This window comes from Leclercia sp. TB492, from assembly GCF_049974505.2.
GTDB lineage: Bacteria > Pseudomonadota > Gammaproteobacteria > Enterobacterales > Enterobacteriaceae > Enterobacter > Enterobacter adecarboxylatus_C.
The window spans coordinates 2,412,697-2,430,039 of sequence record NZ_CM127572.1 but is presented as its reverse complement, the minus strand read 5'-3'; the positions used below and the strand labels follow the sequence as shown (position 1 = coordinate 2,430,039).

14 protein-coding genes are annotated in these 17,343 nt (G+C 59.6%); 10 read left to right on the top strand and 4 right to left on the bottom strand.

Annotated elements, in window-relative coordinates:
• Nucleotides 1-68: 68 nt before the first annotated feature.
• Both ACP4QI_RS11500 and ACP4QI_RS11495 read left to right on the top strand, forming a co-directional pair.
• Nucleotides 69-1,760 (top strand): methyl-accepting chemotaxis protein, encoded by a 1,692-nt coding sequence (locus ACP4QI_RS11500; protein WP_156263864.1) that lies wholly within the window; start codon nucleotides 69-71, stop codon nucleotides 1,758-1,760.
• Between the two features lie 145 nt (nucleotides 1,761-1,905).
• Entirely contained in the window at nucleotides 1,906-2,358 is a 453-nt protein-coding gene (locus tag ACP4QI_RS11495; protein WP_142489596.1) for an energy transducer TonB, read from the top strand.
• A 41-nt stretch (nucleotides 2,359-2,399) separates the two neighbouring features.
• Here the strand turns inward: ACP4QI_RS11495 and ACP4QI_RS11490 are convergent, their stop codons facing one another.
• Nucleotides 2,400-4,778, bottom strand: a complete 2,379-nt coding sequence (locus ACP4QI_RS11490) for a glucose/quinate/shikimate family membrane-bound PQQ-dependent dehydrogenase (RefSeq protein ID WP_426494591.1) — start codon at nucleotides 4,776-4,778, stop codon at nucleotides 2,400-2,402.
• Nucleotides 4,779-5,058: 280 nt separating this feature from the next.
• Nucleotides 5,059-5,982, bottom strand: coding sequence for a LysR substrate-binding domain-containing protein (locus ACP4QI_RS11485; protein ID WP_142489594.1), 924 nt, complete (start codon nucleotides 5,980-5,982; stop codon nucleotides 5,059-5,061).
• Nucleotides 5,983-6,256: 274 nt separating this feature from the next.
• Between ACP4QI_RS11485 and hglS the strand changes: the two genes are divergently transcribed.
• On the top strand, nucleotides 6,257-7,600 hold the full coding sequence (gene hglS / locus ACP4QI_RS11480) for a 2-oxoadipate dioxygenase/decarboxylase HglS (RefSeq protein WP_142489593.1): 1,344 nt from the start codon (nucleotides 6,257-6,259) through the stop codon (nucleotides 7,598-7,600).
• Nucleotides 7,601-7,642: 42 nt separating this feature from the next.
• Nucleotides 7,643-9,151: a carboxylesterase/lipase family protein gene (locus ACP4QI_RS11475; protein WP_426494592.1), complete on the top strand. Its 1,509-nt coding sequence runs from the start codon at nucleotides 7,643-7,645 to the stop codon at nucleotides 9,149-9,151.
• Here ACP4QI_RS11475 and ACP4QI_RS11470 read toward each other — a convergent pair.
• Nucleotides 9,138-9,980: a LysR family transcriptional regulator gene (locus ACP4QI_RS11470; protein WP_142489591.1), complete on the bottom strand. Its 843-nt coding sequence runs from the start codon at nucleotides 9,978-9,980 to the stop codon at nucleotides 9,138-9,140. The genes ACP4QI_RS11475 and ACP4QI_RS11470 overlap by 14 nt on opposite strands.
• Nucleotides 9,981-10,090: 110 nt before the next feature.
• Between ACP4QI_RS11470 and ACP4QI_RS11465 the strand changes: the two genes are divergently transcribed.
• The 4 genes from ACP4QI_RS11465 to rimL all read left to right on the top strand — a co-directional run bounded on the left by ACP4QI_RS11465 (nucleotide 10,091) and on the right by rimL (nucleotide 14,567).
• On the top strand, nucleotides 10,091-11,275 hold the full coding sequence (locus tag ACP4QI_RS11465) for a pyridoxal phosphate-dependent aminotransferase (protein WP_426494593.1): 1,185 nt from the start codon (nucleotides 10,091-10,093) through the stop codon (nucleotides 11,273-11,275).
• Nucleotides 11,272-12,045, top strand: a complete 774-nt coding sequence (locus ACP4QI_RS11460; protein WP_285111808.1) for an ABC transporter substrate-binding protein — start codon at nucleotides 11,272-11,274, stop codon at nucleotides 12,043-12,045. The genes ACP4QI_RS11465 and ACP4QI_RS11460 overlap by 4 nt, the downstream gene beginning before the upstream one ends.
• Nucleotides 12,046-12,297: 252 nt before the next feature.
• Entirely contained in the window at nucleotides 12,298-13,953 is a 1,656-nt protein-coding gene (locus ACP4QI_RS11455; protein ID WP_426494594.1) for a glucan biosynthesis protein D, read from the top strand.
• A 65-nt stretch (nucleotides 13,954-14,018) separates the two neighbouring features.
• Nucleotides 14,019-14,567 carry a 50S ribosomal protein L7/L12-serine acetyltransferase gene (gene rimL, locus ACP4QI_RS11450; RefSeq protein WP_426494595.1) on the top strand — a complete coding sequence of 183 codons (549 nt, stop codon included), beginning with the start codon at nucleotides 14,019-14,021 and terminating at the stop codon, nucleotides 14,565-14,567.
• Here the strand turns inward: rimL and ydcK are convergent.
• Nucleotides 14,562-15,542, bottom strand: coding sequence for a YdcK family protein (ydcK, locus tag ACP4QI_RS11445; protein ID WP_426494596.1), 981 nt, complete (start codon nucleotides 15,540-15,542; stop codon nucleotides 14,562-14,564). The genes rimL and ydcK overlap by 6 nt on opposite strands.
• Before the next feature lie 122 nt (nucleotides 15,543-15,664).
• On the opposite strand from ydcK, the gene tehA reads away from it, so the two are divergent.
• Both tehA and tehB read left to right on the top strand, forming a co-directional pair.
• Entirely contained in the window at nucleotides 15,665-16,669 is a 1,005-nt protein-coding gene (gene tehA / locus ACP4QI_RS11440) for a dicarboxylate transporter/tellurite-resistance protein TehA (RefSeq protein WP_285128700.1), read from the top strand.
• Complete coding sequence (gene tehB, locus ACP4QI_RS11435) at nucleotides 16,666-17,262, top strand: tellurite resistance methyltransferase TehB (RefSeq protein ID WP_156263857.1); 597 nt, start codon at nucleotides 16,666-16,668, stop codon at nucleotides 17,260-17,262. Before tehA ends, tehB begins: the two co-directional genes overlap by 4 nt.
• Nucleotides 17,263-17,343 lie beyond the last annotated feature (81 nt).

Genomic DNA, 17,343 nt, shown 5'->3' with positions numbered 1-17,343 from the left:
AGTGTAGTGCCGATGACTATTTTACAGGCGTGTTCCCACGCATCTTACCTATGAGAGAGTCAACGGCTATGGACAAAACAACAACAGTTCGGGCGCAACATAAGCTGGGCTTCCTGCATCACATCAGGCTGCTTCCGCTTATCTCCTCGATTTTGGGTGGTATTATTTTGCTGTTTGCCCTGAGCGCCGGGCTGGCAGGCTATTTTTTACTGCAGGCAGACAAAGATCAGCAGGATGTCACCGCTGAAATTCAGGTGCGTACCGGGTTATCAAACAGTTCTAACCACCTGCGTACGGCGCGTATCAACATGATCCACGCGGGTGCCGCCAGCCGTATCGCGGAAATGGACGCGATGAAAAAGAACATCGCGGAAGCCGAACAGCGTATCAAACAGTCTCAGGACAGCTTTGCCATTTACATGAACCGCGGCGTTCGTACTCCGGCGGATGAAGCGCTGGATGGCGAGCTGAAATCGAACTATCAGGCCTATATCGACGGCATGCAGCCGATGCTGAAATATGCCAAAAACGGCATGTTCGAAGCCATCATCAACCATGAAAATGAATCGGCGCGCCCGCTGGATGACGCCTATAACGAGGTGTTGCTGAAGGCGATCAAGATCCGCACCGACCGCGCCAATATGCTGACCGAACAGGCGCATACCCGCACCCAGCTGGGGCTGATGTTTATGATCGGCGCCTTTGGTCTGGCGCTGGTGCTGACGGTGATCACCTTTATCGTGCTGCGTCGCACGGTGATTAACCCGCTGCAGCGCGCGGCGAACCGTATTGCCCATATCGCCAAAGGCGACCTGACCCTGGCGGAGGATCTGACCGGGCGCAGTGAAATTGGCCGCCTGACCCACGACCTGCAAACCATGCAGCGTTCGCTGGTGGGCACCGTAGGCACCGTGCGTCAGGGTGCGGAAGAGATCTATCGCGGAACCAGCGAAATCTCCGCCGGCAACACCGATCTCTCATCACGTACCGAGCAGCAGGCCGCCGCCATTGAGCAGACCGCTGCCAGCATGGAACAGCTGACCGCCACCGTGAAGCAGAACGCCGATAACGCGCATCACGCCAGCAAACTGGCGGAAGATGCCTCCGGTAAAGCCAGCCGTGGCGGCCAGATGGTCTCCGGCGTGGTGAAAACCATGGGCAATATCTCCAGCAGCTCGAAGAAAATCTCTGAAATTACCGCGGTGATCAACAGCATCGCCTTCCAGACTAACATCCTGGCGCTGAACGCCGCGGTGGAAGCTGCCCGTGCCGGTGAGCAGGGGCGTGGATTTGCCGTGGTCGCCAGCGAAGTCCGTACCCTGGCCAGCCGCAGCGCCAACGCCGCGAAAGAGATTGAAGGGCTGATCAACGAATCGGTGTCCCTCATTGACCAGGGTTCCGGTGAAGTGGTGGCCGCCGGTAATACCATGAACGAGATCGTGGAAGCGGTTAAACGCGTCACCGATATCATGCTGGAGATCGCAGCCGCCTCCGACGAGCAGAGCCGTGGCATTGTGCAGGTCAGCCAGGCGATCTCGGAGATGGATAAAGTCACCCAGCAGAACGCCTCGCTGGTGGAAGAAGCCTCTGCGGCGGCGGCCTCGCTGGAAGATCAGGCTGCCCGCCTGACCGAAGCGGTTGGCACCTTCCGTCTGCACGGTATGACCCAGGCCCGCAGCAGCAGTAAAGCGGCACCGATTACGCCTGCCGCGCCGCTGCGCCCGGCGGTAGCCGATGGTGATAACTGGGAAACCTTCTGATTTGCTAACCCTGCCCGGTAAGCGCAGCGCCACCCGGCAATAGAGGGGCTCCCTTGCCGCCGGGCAAAAAGGGTTCATGTTTCGACATGAACCCTTTTTTTATTCCCCGCTATGATGGTTGTAAGGGCTGAAGAGGAACAAGACGATGAAACGATTTACGCAGGTGGTTTGCGCCGCATGGCTGCTGGCCGGGTGTGCTTCCGGCGGCAGCGTGGGGATTGGCGGCGTGGGAATAGGCGGGGGCGGTGGCAGCGGCGGCGTAGGGGTTGGACTCTCTTTTCCGGTGGGCGGCAGCACCTCAACGGCGGACAACGGGCTGGCGGACTGCGAGGGTGATGTCTACCGCGTGCAGCCCCGCTATCCAGAGCAGGCCGCGGCGCAGAACTACTCCGGCAGGGTGACAGCGTCGTTTAACGTCAAGCTGAACGGGCGGGCGGCGGACTACGAGGCGGCGGGAGATAAACCCTTCTTCGACGAGACGAAGCGGGCGGTGATGCGCAGCTGTTGGCCAGCCGGCGTCAGACAGAGTTGGGTCGTGAACTACCAGGGCGGCAAAACGGCGACCTGGATGCAGAATTCCTTGTCAGGCACGCCATAAAGATAAAAAGAACCGGCCACGCAAGGTGGCCGGCTGGGTCATTACTGCTTATCAGGCAAGGCGTACGCGATGATGTAATCTCCGCGATCCGGTGACTGACGTGCGCCACCCGCATTGATGATGATGTACTGCTTCCCGGTTTTCGGTGACACGTAGGTCATCGGCCCGGACTGGCTGCCCACCGGCAGACGGTCTTTCCAGATCTCTTTTCCGTTGGCGGTATCGAACGCGCGCAGGTAGAAATCCTGCGTACCGGCGAAGAACAGCAGGCCGGACTGGGTAGAGAGCGATGCGCCCAGGGTTGGCATGCCGATCGGGATAGGCATATGCATGCGGATCCCCAGCGGACCGGTATCTTCCACGGTACCTACCGGCACCTGCCACACCAGTTTGCCGGACTTCAGATCCACGGCAGACATGGTGCCGAACGGCGGTTTCTGGCACGGAATGCCCAGCGGGGACAGGAAACGCTCGCGCATCGCGCCGAACGGCGTACCGTCCATCGGCACGATCCCCATCTCAATCCCGCTGGCGTTTTTGGCCACATTGGCGCGCGGCACCATGTAGTTCGCCAGCCCCAGGCGCATATCGTTAACAAACATCAGGCTGTTGTTCGGATCCACCGAGACGCTGCCCCAGTTCATCCCGCCCAGCGAGCCCGGGAACTGCAGGGAGCGATCCAGACCCGGTGGGGTATAGACGCCCTGATGGCGCATCTCTTTAAACTGGATGCGGCACAGCAGCAGGTCAACCGGCGTCGCGCCCCACATATCCGATTCGTGCAGGGTCTGGTTGCCGATCATCGGCATGCCGACCGAGTACGGCTGGGTAGGGGAGTAACGCTCGCCCTCGACATTCCCGGCAGGCACCGGACGCTCTTCCACTTTCGCGACCGGCTCGCCGGTTTCGCGGTTGAGCATAAAGATCATGCCCTGCTTGCTGGTCTGCACCAGCACCGGAGTGGTACCGCCTTTATCATCCGGCAGATCGTACAGCAGCGGCTGAGACGGCAGGTCGAAGTCCCACAGGTCGTGGTGGGTGGTCTGGAAATGCCAGCGTACCTGGCCGGTAGCGGCATCCACCGCCACGATTGAGGAGCTGTATTTATCATCCAGTTCGGTACGTTCGCCCGCGTAGAAGTCCGGGGTGGCGTTACCGGTCGGGAGATAGATCAGGTTCAGCTTCGCGTCATAGGACATGGCTGACCAGACGTTCGGCGTCCCGCGGGTATAGGTCTGGCCTTCCGGCGGCAGGCCGGTCAGGTTCGGGTTGCCCGGATCCCAGGCCCAGGCCAGTTTACCGGTGTGGACGTCATACGCCCGGACCACGCCCGGGGGTTCGCCGGTGGAGAAGTTATCCGCCACGCGTCCGCCCACAACCACCACATTACCCGCTACCAGCGGAGTGGAGGTTTGCTGATAGTAGCCCGGCTTGATCTCACCCATGCCTACGCCAAGGTCAACCACGCCGTGGTCGCCAAAGTCTTCGCACAGCTGGCCATTGTCGGCGTTAAGGGCAATCAGACGGGCATCGGTGGTGGGCAGGAACAGACGGCGCGCACAGGCGGCAGGCTGAGTCGCTGTCGGTGACGTTGTCACGCTGGAGGTCTCTTCGAAATAACCCAGGCCACGGCAGCGCTGCCAGTTTGGCGCGGTGGCTTTCGAATCATAACGCCACTTCTCTTTCCCGGAGTCCACGTCCAGCGCCAGCACCTTGCTGTACGGGGTACAGACAAACAGCGTGTCGCCAATCTGCAGCGGGGTGTTCTGGTCTTCCGCGCCGGAGCCGTTGCTTTGCGGAATGTCGCCGGTATGGGCAACCCAGGCCACCTTCAAATCGTTAACGTTCTGCTTGTTAATCTGATCCAGCGCGGCAAAACGGTCGCCGTGGGTGGTGTTACCCCAGTGCGCCCAGTTCTTCTGCTGCTGCCCCGCAGGCACCGGTTTAACCGGGACGGGTTCGTTAGCGGCCACCAGGGTTTGCGGCTTAAACATCCAGCCGAAGCTCACCAGCATCACTACGGCCAGGACGGCAGCAATACCGAACGCCGGGGCTTTATTGACCGGCCGATCCGCGCCACGCAGGTAAGGCCAGACGATCGCGGCCAGGAATGCCAGCACCGCAAAGGTAAACAGGCGCGAGAACAGCGGCCAGAAATCCCAGCCCGCGTCGCTGACGGCCCAGATCGCCGAGGCGATAAACGCCACCGCGTAAAGGATGATGCCGCTGGCGCGATGACGCGCAATGAGGAACGCGGCGATCAGCATCACCACGCCCATGATCAGGAAGTACCAGCTTCCCCCTACGGTGGCGAGCTTAAAGCCCAGCCCACCGACGGCCAGTCCGATGAGTACCATCAGACCGACCAGCAGCCACAGCAGGATCCGGGGGAACCCACGTAGCGAATTACCTATAGCCATTTCTGTCTCCTGAAATAATCTTGTCTTCACTGGACAGGCAGAACCCGGCCTGAACCAAATGGGTAATAGAAGAGAAGATTCATGATGAAAAAGTCGGGCGTGACGCCGTTATAGCGTCAGGGAAATCACCGCTGCGTTATTTGAATGAACCATTTGGTGAAATCGGCGGGTATGATAAATCTGTTAAATTGTTTAGCGCAATTGTTAATGAATGATTTCGCATTATTTGAGTAACGGAAACAAAAAGCCCGTCAGCAAGACGGGCGTAGAGGGAGTGTGATCACACCGGCATGGATTTACGAATCGCGCTGAGGAGCGTTTGCGTGGCAGTGGAGAGCGGGGCTTCCACGCGGGTTAATACCCCAATAGGTTCGCCGGGGCTGGAGGTTGTCACCGGCAGCGCCACCAGCGTGCCCTGGCGCAGATCTTCTTTCACCGCACCGGAAGGGACAAACCAGACATAGTCATAATCGACGGTCAGCTGGCGCGACAGGGAGGCTGACAGGGTTTCGATACAGCCCGACGGCAGTTTGCACCCCTGGGTTTGCAGCAGCGTTTCCGCGGTCTGGCGCGGAACGGTACCTTTCGGGGAGACCACCACCGGCCACTCCATCACCCGGCTGAGGGTCACGGTATCGTTGAGGATCGGGTGACGCGGGCGCACCACCAGCTTCAGGGATTCCAGGAACAGCAGTTCGTAGTTGAGACCGCTCATCAGCTCCGGGTCCGACATTCTGCCGATGCCAATATCCAGCTCTCCGGATTTCAGCCCCGCCAGCAGCATGGTGTTATTCATGGTGGCGACCTGCAGCGTGATGTTGCGCTGCTGCTTGTGGAACTGGCCAATGACCGCAGGGAGGATGCCCAGCGCTGCGGTAGGAAGCGCACCGATGCGCACCACATCTCCCGGCACGTCGTTGCGCCGCGTCAGGGACTGGCCCGCCGTATTCAGGGCATCGAGCACTTTAATGGCGTGGGTCAGGAATTGCTCTCCCACCAGCGTCAGCTGTGCACCCAGTCGTCCCCGGTCGAACAGGCGGGTGCCGGTCAGCTGTTCCAGCTCATTCAGCGTTTTTGAGAGCGCAGGCTGGCTCAGGTTGAGAGTTTCAGCCGCACGCCCCAGCGTTCCCTGTTGAGCGACGGCCACAAAAGTGTGCAGATGGCGCAGACGAATGCGCTGACTAAACAAACCATTTTTTTCCATAGGCGATGTTAAAAACAGAGGTAGCGGAGTGACAAGTAAAGTTGTTTAATTTTGATAACCTGCTAGCAAAATATTATTAACATTCAATCTAATTGAGTAACAAGCAATTTTTGGTTCTGCACGGAAATAGTTGTGCAGACGCCTGAATCGCTTCACATCGCCGCTAGTCAGGAAATGAGCACCTCTCCACCTGGATCACAATTCGTAAATTCTTCCAGACGGCCTTAATGGCCTTCTCTACACTCCAGATAATATTCACTGGAGGCATTAAATCATGGCGAACAACATCACGGCTGATGATATTCGGGAGAACTTTTCACAGGCGATGTCGGCAATGTATCAGCAGGAAGTTCCGCAATACGGGACGCTGCTGGAGCTGGTCGCGGATGTGAATCTGGCGGTACTGGAAAATAACCCGAAGCTGCATGAGCAACTGGCCAACGCGGATGAACTGGCTCGCCTCAACCTCGAACGCCACGGGGCGATCCGTGTCGGTACGGCCCTGGAGCTGGCCACCCTGCGGCGGATGTTCGCCATTATGGGCATGTTCCCGGTCAGCTATTACGACCTCTCTCAGGCCGGGGTGCCGGTCCACTCGACCGCGTTTCGTCCGGTTGACGATGCCGCTCTGTGCCGCAATCCGTTTCGGATCTTCACCTCGCTGCTGCGCCTCGATCTGATTGATAACGTCGCCCTGCGCGAACAGGCGGCGGCGATCCTTGCCCGGCGCAATATCTTCACCCCCCGCTGTCTGGAGCTGATTGCCCTGCACGAAGCGGAAGGGGCGTTCACCCCGGCGCAGGCCGAGGAGTTTGTCCAGCAGGCGCTGGAGACCTTCCGCTGGCATCGTCATGCCACGGTCGATCATGAAACCTATCAGGCGCTGCACAACGAACACCGGCTGATTGCCGACGTGGTCTGCTTCCCGGGCTGTCATATCAACCACCTGACGCCGCGCACGCTGGATATCGACCGGGTACAGTCCCTGATGCCGGAGTACGGTATTGAGCCGAAGATGCTGATTGAAGGGCCGCCGCGCCGGGAGATGCCGCTCCTGCTGCGTCAGACCAGCTTTAAGGCGCTGGAGGAACCGATTTTGTTTGCGGGCGAACATCGGGGAACCCATACCGCCCGCTTCGGTGAGATCGAGCAGCGCGGCGTGGCCTTAACCCCGAAAGGGCGTGAACTCTACGATCGCCTGCTTAACGAAGCCGGAACGGGCAAGGACAACCTGACTCATCAGCTGCATCTGCAGGAGGTATTCCAGGCCTTTCCCGACAGCGATATTTTCCTGCGCCGTCAGGGGCTGGCGTGGTTCCGCTATCGCCTGACCCCGGCCGGGGAGTCGCACCGTCACTCCTTTGGCCCCGGGGACGATCCGCAGCCGCTGATTGAGCGCGGCTGGGTGGTGGCGCAGCCTATTACCTATGAAGATTTCCTCCCGGTAAGCGCCGCCGGGATCTTCCAGTCGAACCTCGGTAACGAGACGCAGGCCCGCACCCACGGCAACGCCAGCCGCGATGCCTTCGAGGAGGCGCTGGGCTGTCCGGTGCTGGATGAGTTCACGCTCTATCGGGAGGCGGAAGAACGCAGCAAGCGGCGTTGCGGTTTGCTCTGAAAACGGTACTCTGCGGGGATGTGATTGCAACCTGAGGTCAGTATGGAAAACGGCTCATCCCCGATAATCACCACGCGCCAGGGGGCGCTGGGCGGCATCACGGATGGCGATGTGCAGGTCTGGCGCGCCATTCCCTACGCCGCGCCGCCGGTGGGCGCCCTGCGCTGGCGTTCGCCGCAGCCGGTTGAGCGCTGGCAGGGCGTGCGTCAGGCCACCACTTTTTCGCCGTCGAGCTGGCAGAGCAGCGAGTACTGCCAGCAGCTGGGCGGGGGCGATCCGGGGCGTTTCTCGGAAGATTGCCTCTACCTGAACGTCTGGGCCCCGGTTCAACGCCCGGCGCCGCTGCCGGTGATGGTCTGGCTGCACGGGGGCGGCTTCACCATCGGCGCAGGCGGACTGCCGCCCTATGACGGGAAGGCGCTGGCGCAGCGCGGCGCGATCCTGGTGACGCTGAACTACCGGCTGGGCCATCTGGGCTTTTTTGCCCATCCGGCGCTGGCAGGGGAAGAGGAGCGGGTGGTGCATAACTTTGCTCTGCTCGATCAGATTGCCGCCCTGGAGTGGGTGCGGGACAACATCGCGCAGTTTGGCGGTGACCCGAACAACATCACCCTGTTTGGTGAATCCGCCGGGGCGCGCAGCGTGCTGTCACTGCTGGCCTCGCCGCTGGCGTTAGGGCTGTTTCATAAGGCGATTATCCAGAGCGGGTATACCCTGCCGGACACGCCCCGGGAGCAGGCGCTCAAAAAAGGCAAGGCGCTGGCGGCCCATTTTGGGCTGGAAGATGCCACCGCAGAGCAGCTGCGGGCGATCCCGCCCGAGGCGCTCTGGCCGCTGACGGCCCCGCTTAACGTCGCCCCTGCGCCGATCAATGGGGATTGCGTCCTGCCGGAGCCGATGCTGGAGGTCTTTTTTGCCGCTCGTCAGCATCCGGTGCCGATCATGGTCGGCTCCAACAGCGACGAAGCCAGCGTGATGGCGGTGTTTGGTATCGATCTCGCAGGGCAGATCCAGAAGCTGCGCCGGGAGCGGCGGCTGGGACTGGGGTTGATCAAGCTGCTCTATCCCGGCATCAAAGACGATGCTGAACTCGGACGCCAGGTGTGCCGCGATATGGCCTTCACTACCCTGGGGTTTGTGGTGATGCAGGCCCAGCGTCGGGTGGGGCAGCCGTGCTGGCGCTACTGGTTCGACTATGTGGCCGAAGCCGAGCATGCCACCTATATCAACGGGGCGTGGCATGGCAACGAGGTACCGTACGTGTTTGATACGCTCACTCTGGCCGAGCCCGCCCGGCGCTACGTGAATGACAACGACCTGGCCTTCTCAGCCCAGGTTGCCGATTACTGGGTCAACTTCGCCCGCCATGCCAGCCAGCAGTGCGACGCGTTGGATGGCCCGACGCGCTGGCCTGCCTGTCACCACGGGCGGGACGTGTTGCTACGCATCGGAGTGAATAAACATGCGGGATTTAAGCTTGAAAACCGCTTTATGCGCGCCCGCATGGCGCTGTTTAAACGGGTGATGAAGCACCACGTCAGCCTGGATTGAGCAGACACTCGCGAAAGGCGGCCAGCCCGGCCGCTTTGCCGCGCGACTCCCGCAGCACCAGCCGGTAGCTGGCGCCGGTCCTGACGCTGCTGGCGTAAGGCCGCACCAGCCGCCCGGCGCGAATATCCTCTGCCACCAGCGTCTCGTCGGCAATGGCGACCCCGAGCCCCTGAATGGCGGCGGTGATCGCCAGATCCATGGTGTCGAAGTGTTGATTTTTGTGCATGACAGGCGGCGAAGTGGTCTGTTTTTCCAGCCACAGCGACCAGTCGGTCTTATCCCGTGTCGGATGCAGAAAGGTAAGCGACTCCAGCGCCGGGCCCTGGCGCAGAGGGCTGACCACCGGGGTTAACGCCTCTTCAAACAGCAGATCCCCGGCGCTGAGCTGGGTGCCAAAGACAATAGCGGCATCATAGGATTCGGTTTTGAAATTAACGCTGTGCTCGTTGGTGGTGGTCAGGGCAATCTGTAACTCGGGCTGCTCGCGCTCCACCTGTAGCAGCCGCGGCACCAGCCAGCGCATGGCGCAGGTGGGAACCTTCAGACGCACCACGGTTTGCTGGGCGCGGGCCTGGTCCGCCACCGTCAGAAAGTGTTCCCAGGAGGCGCGCAGATCCGGCAGCAGGGCGCTGCCCTGGGGGGAGAGGCGCAGCCCGCGGGCGTGACGTTCAAAGAGCGGAAAACCGAACCAGCTTTCAAGAGCGGCAATCTTGCGGCTCACCGCCCCTTGGGTGAGGCAGAGCTCTTTTGCGGCATGGGTCAGATTCAGATGCCGCGCGGTGATAATAAAAGCCTCAACGGCGGTAAGCGGGAACGAACGACGCGACACAGAACCTCCAGGTATGATTTTTTGTCATGGCTATTATGACAACAATTCGATTGTCGCCACAATAGCGTTCGGGTTGAATAGTTATGCATTCTCCACCAGAGGAATTTCCGATGACGCTGCGTACCCCGATACAACCCCGTTCCAAACTGCCGGACGTTGGCACCACGATTTTTACCGTTATCGGTCAGCTTTCCGCTGAACACAATGCCATCAACCTTTCCCAGGGTGCGCCGAACTTCGAATGCGATCCGGCGCTGATTGCCGGCGTTCACCGTGCGATGCAGGCGGGTCACAACCAGTACGCGTCGATGACCGGGCTGGCGCCGCTGAAAGCGCGCATCGCCGATAAAATCGCCTCGCTGTATGGCACCCGATACGATCCCGCCAGCGAAGTGCTGATCACCGCCAGCGCCAGCGAAGGGCTCTATTCGGCCATCAGCGGGCTGGTGCATCCCGGCGACGAAGTCATCTACTTTGAACCCTCATTCGACAGCTATGCGCCGATTGTGCGTCTGCAGGGCGCGACGCCGGTCGCCATCAAGCTGACCGTGCCGGATTTCGCGGTGAACTGGGATGAAGTGCGTGCCGCCATCACCTCGCGCACGCGGATGATCATCATCAACACGCCGCATAACCCGAGCGGGCAGGTCTTCTCGGCCGCCGATCTGGAGCAGCTCGCGCTCGTCACCCGTAACACGGATATCATTATTCTCTCTGACGAAGTGTACGAGCACGTGGTGTTTGACGACGTGCCGCATCACGGCATGGCGACCCATCCCGGGCTGGCGGAACGCAGCGTGATCGTCTCGTCCTTCGGCAAAACCTACCACGTCACCGGCTGGCGCGTGGGCTACTGCGTGGCCCCGGCGGAGCTGATGGAGGAGATCTGCAAGATCCATCAGTTTTTAATGTTTTCTGCCGATACCCCTATGCAGTACGCTTTTGCCGAGCATATGGCCGATCCGCAAACCTGGCTGTCGCTGGCGGCATTTTACCAGCGCAAGCGCGATCTGCTGGTCAATCTGCTGGCCGAATCACCCTTCCGTCTGCTGCCGAGCGCAGGCTCGTTCTTCCTGCTGGCGGATTACAGCCACTTCAGCGACGAGCGCGACAGCGAGATGGTGAAGCGGCTGATTGTGGATCACGGCGTTGCCACTATCCCGCTGTCGGCGTTTTATACCGACGGGACAGATAACAAATTAATCCGTCTCTCTTTTGCCAAAGATGAGGCGACATTACGGGCAGGTGCGCAGGCCCTGTGTCGGGTAACACCACGCTTAGGAGTTCAGTCATGAAATTAAAAGCCTTCGTTGTCGGCCTGGGATTGCTGTGTTCGTTTTCGTCCTTCGCGGCAACAGAATTACGTTACGGCGTCGAAGCCGAGTATCCGCCATTTGAGAGCCGCAATGCCTCGGGTGAGCTGGAAGGGTTTGATATTGAGCTCGGCAACGCCATTTGCGCCGCCGCCGCGCTGAAATGCAGCTGGGTTGAAACCTCGTTCGACGCGCTGATCCCGGGGCTGGTGGCGAAGAAATTCGACGCCATTAACTCGGCGATGAACATTACCGAACAGCGCCGTCAGAGCATCGACTTTACCCAGCCGATTTACCGGATCCCCTCCCAGCTGGTGGGCAAAACCGGCAGCGCGGTCGACGCTACGCCGGAAGGGCTGAAAGGCAAGACCATCGGCGTGCTGCAGGGCTCCATTCAGGAGACCTATGCCAAGGAGCACTGGGAAAAACAGGGCGTCACCGTGGTGTCCTATAAAGATCAGAACATGGCCTGGGGCGATCTGCTCAATGGCCGTATCGATGCCTCGCTGGTGATGTCTGCCGCCGGGCAGGCAGGCTTCCTCAGCAAGCCGCAGGGGAAGGGCTTCGGCTTTATCGGCAAACCAGTATCGGATGACACTATTCTCGGCAGCGGGATCGGCTATGGCCTGCGTAAAGGCGACGAGGCCACCAAAAAGCAGCTTGATGCCGCCATTGATAAAGTCCGCGCTGACGGCACTATCGATAAGCTGGCGAAGAAGTACTTCCCGGGTATCGATGTCAGCGTAAAATAACGACAATCTGACTTTTTAGCCCCTGTCGTTAATGTCCGGCAGGGGCCTTTTTATACGTTTCTTTACCCCCGATTCAGGCAATTCTCCTCGACATAAAAATCTTTCTCCCATTGCGCATATTCTCGCCTGTCAATTATTGGATTCTTAACCGTTTTTGTTTAGGCTGTGCCCTCTTAATGATGTTCTTTCTTGCCGTTGTTTCGCCCTGAGCGAAATCCACCTCCCCACGACCATAAGGACGTTTTTCCAGGCATGAATCGCAGACGTTTTTTAAAAGGCTCCCTGGCTGTTGCCGCCCTGAGCGGGACTTCCGGCCTCGCCGCGCTTTTTTCCCGGGCAGCCAGTGCGGCTGAGTCGGATATTGCGGACGGTACGAGCCGTCGTTTCGACTTCTCCGTGCTGCAATCCATGGCGCACGACCTGGCGCAAACACCCTGGGGCGGTGCGCCGCGTCCGCTGCCGGATACCTTGGCGACGCTGACGCCGCAGGCCTATAACAGCATCCAGTACGATGCGAAGCAGTCGCTGTGGAACAACATCGAAAACCGCCAGCTCGACGTGCAGTTCTTCCACGTCGGAATGGGCTTCCGCCGCCGGGTGCGCATGTTCTCGGTGGATAATCAGACCGCGCAGGCGCGTGAAATTCACTTCCGCCCGGAGCTGTTCAACTACCACGACGCGGGCGTTGATACGAAGCAGCTGGAAGGCCAGAGCGATTTAGGCTTTGCCGGTTTCCGCGCCTTTAAATCCCCTGAGCTGGCGCGTCGCGATATCGTCTCCTTCCTGGGCGCGAGCTACTTCCGCGCGGTGGATGACACTTATCAGTACGGCCTCTCTGCCCGCGGTCTGGCGCTCAACACCTATGCCGATACGCAGGAAGAGTTCCCGGACTTTACCTCGTTCTGGTTTGAAACCGTCAAACCGGGTGCGACCACCTTTACGGTCTACACCCTGCTCGACAGCCCGAGTATCACCGGGGCCTATAAGTTCGTGATCCACTGCGAGAAGACTCAGGTGATCATGGACGTCGAAAACCACCTGTATGCCCGAAAGGACATTCAGCAGCTGGGGATCGCGCCGATGACCAGCATGTTCGCCTGCGGCAACAACGAGCGCCGCATGTGCGACACCATTCATCCGCAGATCCACGACTCCGATCGTCTGGCGATGTGGCGCGGTAACGGCGAGTGGGTCTGCCGTCCGCTGAACAACCCGCAGAAGTTACAGTTCAACGCCTATACCGATAAGAACCCGAAAGGCTTTGGTCTGCTGCAGCTCGATCGCGATTTCTCGCACTATCAGGACATCATGGGCTGGTACAACAAACGTCCAGGCCTGTGGGTCGAGCCGCGCAACCAGTGGGGCAAGGGCACCGTGGGGCTGATGGAGATCCCGACCACCGGTGAAACCCTGGATAACGTGGTCTGCTTCTGGCAGCCGGAAAAACCGGTGAAAGCAGGCGACAAGCTGGACTTCCAGTACCGTCTCTACTGGAGCGCCAAACCGCCGGTCCGTTCTCCGCTGGCGAACGTGATGGCGACCCGTACCGGGATGGGCGGCTTCCCGGAAGGCTGGGCCCCGGGTGAAAACTATCCGAAGGTGTGGGCGCGCCGTTTCGCTATCGATTTTGTTGGCGGCGATCTGAAAGCGGCTGCACCGAAAGGGATTGAGCCGGTGATCACTCTCTCCAGCGGCGAAGCGAAGCAGGTTGAGATCCTGTACGTGGAGCCGTTCGATGGGTATCGCATTCTGTTTGACTGGTATCCGACCAGCGACTCCACCGATACGGTGGACATGCGCATGTTCCTGCGCTGCCAGGGCGAGGCGATCAGCGAAACCTGGCTGTATCACTACTTCCCACCGGCGCCCGATAAGCGCCAGTACGTGGATGACCGCATAATGCGTTAAGGCAACAGGCACAAACCGTAGGCCGGGCAAGCGCATGCGCCGCCCGGCATTGCACAGGAAGCACAATGACCACCACAACCGAAGAAATTATCCCCGTCAATGCGCATCTCGAACTGCGCGCCACCGATGAGCGTTACACCACCGAGCTGCACAATCTGGTGGTCAAAAACCGGGCGTATCTGCAGGACTACCTCAACTGGCCGCAGTTTGTGGGCTCAGAAGAGGACACCCGCCAGAACATCCTCAGCAACCAGATGCTACATCAGCGCGGTTACGCCAAAATGTTCCTTATCTTCAGGGATAACGTCCTGGCAGGCGTGCTGTCGTTCAATTCCATCGAGCCGCTGAATAAAACGGGCTATATCGGCTACTGGCTGGATGAAGCGCATCAGGGGCAGGGGATTTTGTCTCAGGCGCTGGAGGCGTTTATTCAGCACTACGCCGGACGGGGAGAGATCCGCCGCTTCGTGATCAAGTGCCGCGTAGACAACGCCGCCAGTAACCAGGTGGCGCTGCGCAACGGCTTTCTGCTGGAAGGGTGCCTGAAAGAGGCCGAGTTCCTCAACGGGCGCTATGACGACCAGAATATCTACGCCCGGATCTGCACCTCATAATGCCCCGAGCAACGGCGTGCGGGTAATGTGCTGCGCGCCGTTGATCATCTTCTCGCCGCGCAGGTGAATCACCTCTCCGTCCGATGCCTCAATCACCGCGTCATCGGTAATTTCAATATGATGCTCGATCAGCACTTCGCCGCGAATGCGCGCCCGACCCTGGATCACCACTTTATCGTCAATCAGAATCGGCCCACCGCGTAGCCAGGCGTCGCCGCCAATCAGGACGTGATGTTTGATCACGCAGTTGCCCTCCACCAGGGCGTTTTCCGCCACCTGGGAGCTGTAGCGCAGGGTGGGGATGGCATCCTCCTCCAGCCCGGCGAGCAGGCGGGCGTTGCCGTACACTTTGGCGCAGTCACACACCCAGACGTTATTCACCTCGTTGCCTTCCAGCAGCGCGTTCTCAAACACTTCCGCGCGGTGTTCAACAAAGGCGTAGGTGACGATGGCGTTGCCGTAGATCTGCGCCTGATGCACCACCCGCGACTGGCTGACCGTGGCTTCGCCAAAAATGCGCAGGATCTGATGCGGATCCGGGGTTAAGCCTTTGGCGGCAATTACCATGCTGTTATGCAGGATGCGGGCATTGTTGAAAAGATGACACTCACCGCGCACTATCGAGGATTGCACCGTGACGTTGTCACCTATACGCGCGCCGTGGGTGATCTGCGCCCCATCGACCCAGACGTTATCACTCACCGATGCCTGATGGCTGATGACGCAGGGCCGGGTGATGCGCGCATTGCCGCTGACCTGCGCCCCGGCGAACACCACGCTGTTCTCGTCGTAGATCCAGCAGTCTTGCTCGTGCGACAGCGCCGATTCGTCATCGATCCAGCCGCCCCGGGTGCCGCACTTCACATCGTTGAAATCACGCGCGGCGATAATCTGGCGCACTTCTACCGCTGCCTTCGTCTCGCCGTCCTGCCAGTAGTGCTGACGGCTTTCATCGCTAAGTCGATATTTTTTCATCACTCTGCCCGCAGTTGTCCTCTCCACTAAACGTAGCAAACTTTAGCTTTATCGAAACAGTGGCATCCGCAAATGAAACACCTTAAACTAGTATTTCAAATATATTTTATAGATTAAAATTTATGTATAAAACGCAACCGACTGAACGCGTTCTTAATTTACCCGCGGGCTACTACGGGATGGTGCTGGGGACCATTGGGATGGGCTTTGCCTGGCGTTACGCCAGCACTATCTGGCCGGTGACGCGCTGGCCGGGCGAGATCCTGGTGACGCTGGCGATGGCGATCTGGGCATTTCTGACCGTCGCTTTTCTCACCCGGGCGATACGTTTTCCGCGCAGCGTGCTGGCGGAGATGCGCCATCCGGTGATGAGCAGTTTTGTCAGCCTGTTTCCGGCCACCACCATGCTGGTGGCGATTGGCTTTGTGCCCTGGTATCGCCCGCTGGCGCTGGCGCTGTTCACCGTTGGCGTGGTGGTGCAACTGAGCTATGCGGCGTGGCAGTCTGCCGGACTGTGGCGCGGCAAACACCCGGAGGAGGCGACTACCCCGGGCCTCTATCTGCCTACGGTGGCGAACAACTTTATCAGCGCGATGGCCTGCGGCGCGCTCGGGTTTCACGATGCCGGGCTGGTGTTCCTCGGGGCCGGGGTCTTCTCCTGGCTGAGCCTGGAGCCGGTGATTTTGCAGCGTCTGCGGAGCGCAGGCGAACTGCCCCCCGCGATGCGCACCTCCCTTGGGATCCAGCTGGCACCCGCGCTGGTGGCCTGTAGCGCCTGGTTCAGCGTCAACGGCGGCGAAGCCGATACCTTCGCTAAAATGCTGTTCGGCTACGGCCTGCTGCAGCTGCTGTTTACCCTGCGCCTGATGCCCTGGTATCTGTCGCAGCCGTTTAATGCGTCGTTCTGGAGCTTTTCGTTCGGCGTCTCGGCGTTGGCTACCACCGGTCTGCATCTGGGGCAGAGTAGCCCGTCCGGTTTTTTCCACGCCATCGCCATCCCGCTGTTTATTTTTACCAATGCCATCATTGCGCTATTACTGGTGCGCACGTTTATCCTGCTGATGCAGGGCAAACTGTTGGTCCGTGCAGACAAAGCAACGCTTATGCAAGCTGAGGAAAGAGAATGACTGTGTTTGATGAGAACTACTTTACCGAAAAATATGGCATGACCCGCACCCACTCTGAGGTGGTGTATAGCGCAGGGATGGTTAAACCGGGCAAAACCCTGGATCTCGGCTGCGGCAACGGACGTAACAGCCTCTACCTGGCGGCTAATGGTTTTGACGTTACCGCGTGGGATAAGAATGCGGCAAGTATCGATAACATCGAGAGCATCAAGGCCAAAGAGGGGATCGCTAACCTGCAGACGGCGATTCAGGATCTCAACAGCCTGCGCTTTGACGGCGAATACGATTTTATCCTCTCAACCGTCGTGCTGATGTTCCTCCAGCCAGAGACTATTCCGGGCCTGATTGACAACATGCAGCGCTGCACCAAACCGGGCGGCTATAACCTGATTGTGGCGGCAATGGATACCGAAGACTATCCGTGCAACGTCGGCTTCCCGTTTGCGTTCAAAACCGGGGAGCTGAGCGGCTACTATGCGGGCTGGGAACAGCTGAAGTACAACGAGGACGTCGGTGAGTTACACCGCACCGACGCCCAGGGGAATCGTATTAAACTGCGTTTCGCCACGCTGCTGGCGCGTAAACCAGCGTAACGGGCATTGCCCGGCGGCGCTTCGCTTGCACGGACCTACAGGTCAGGGGTTTTGTAGGCCGGGTAAGGTGTCAGCCGCCAT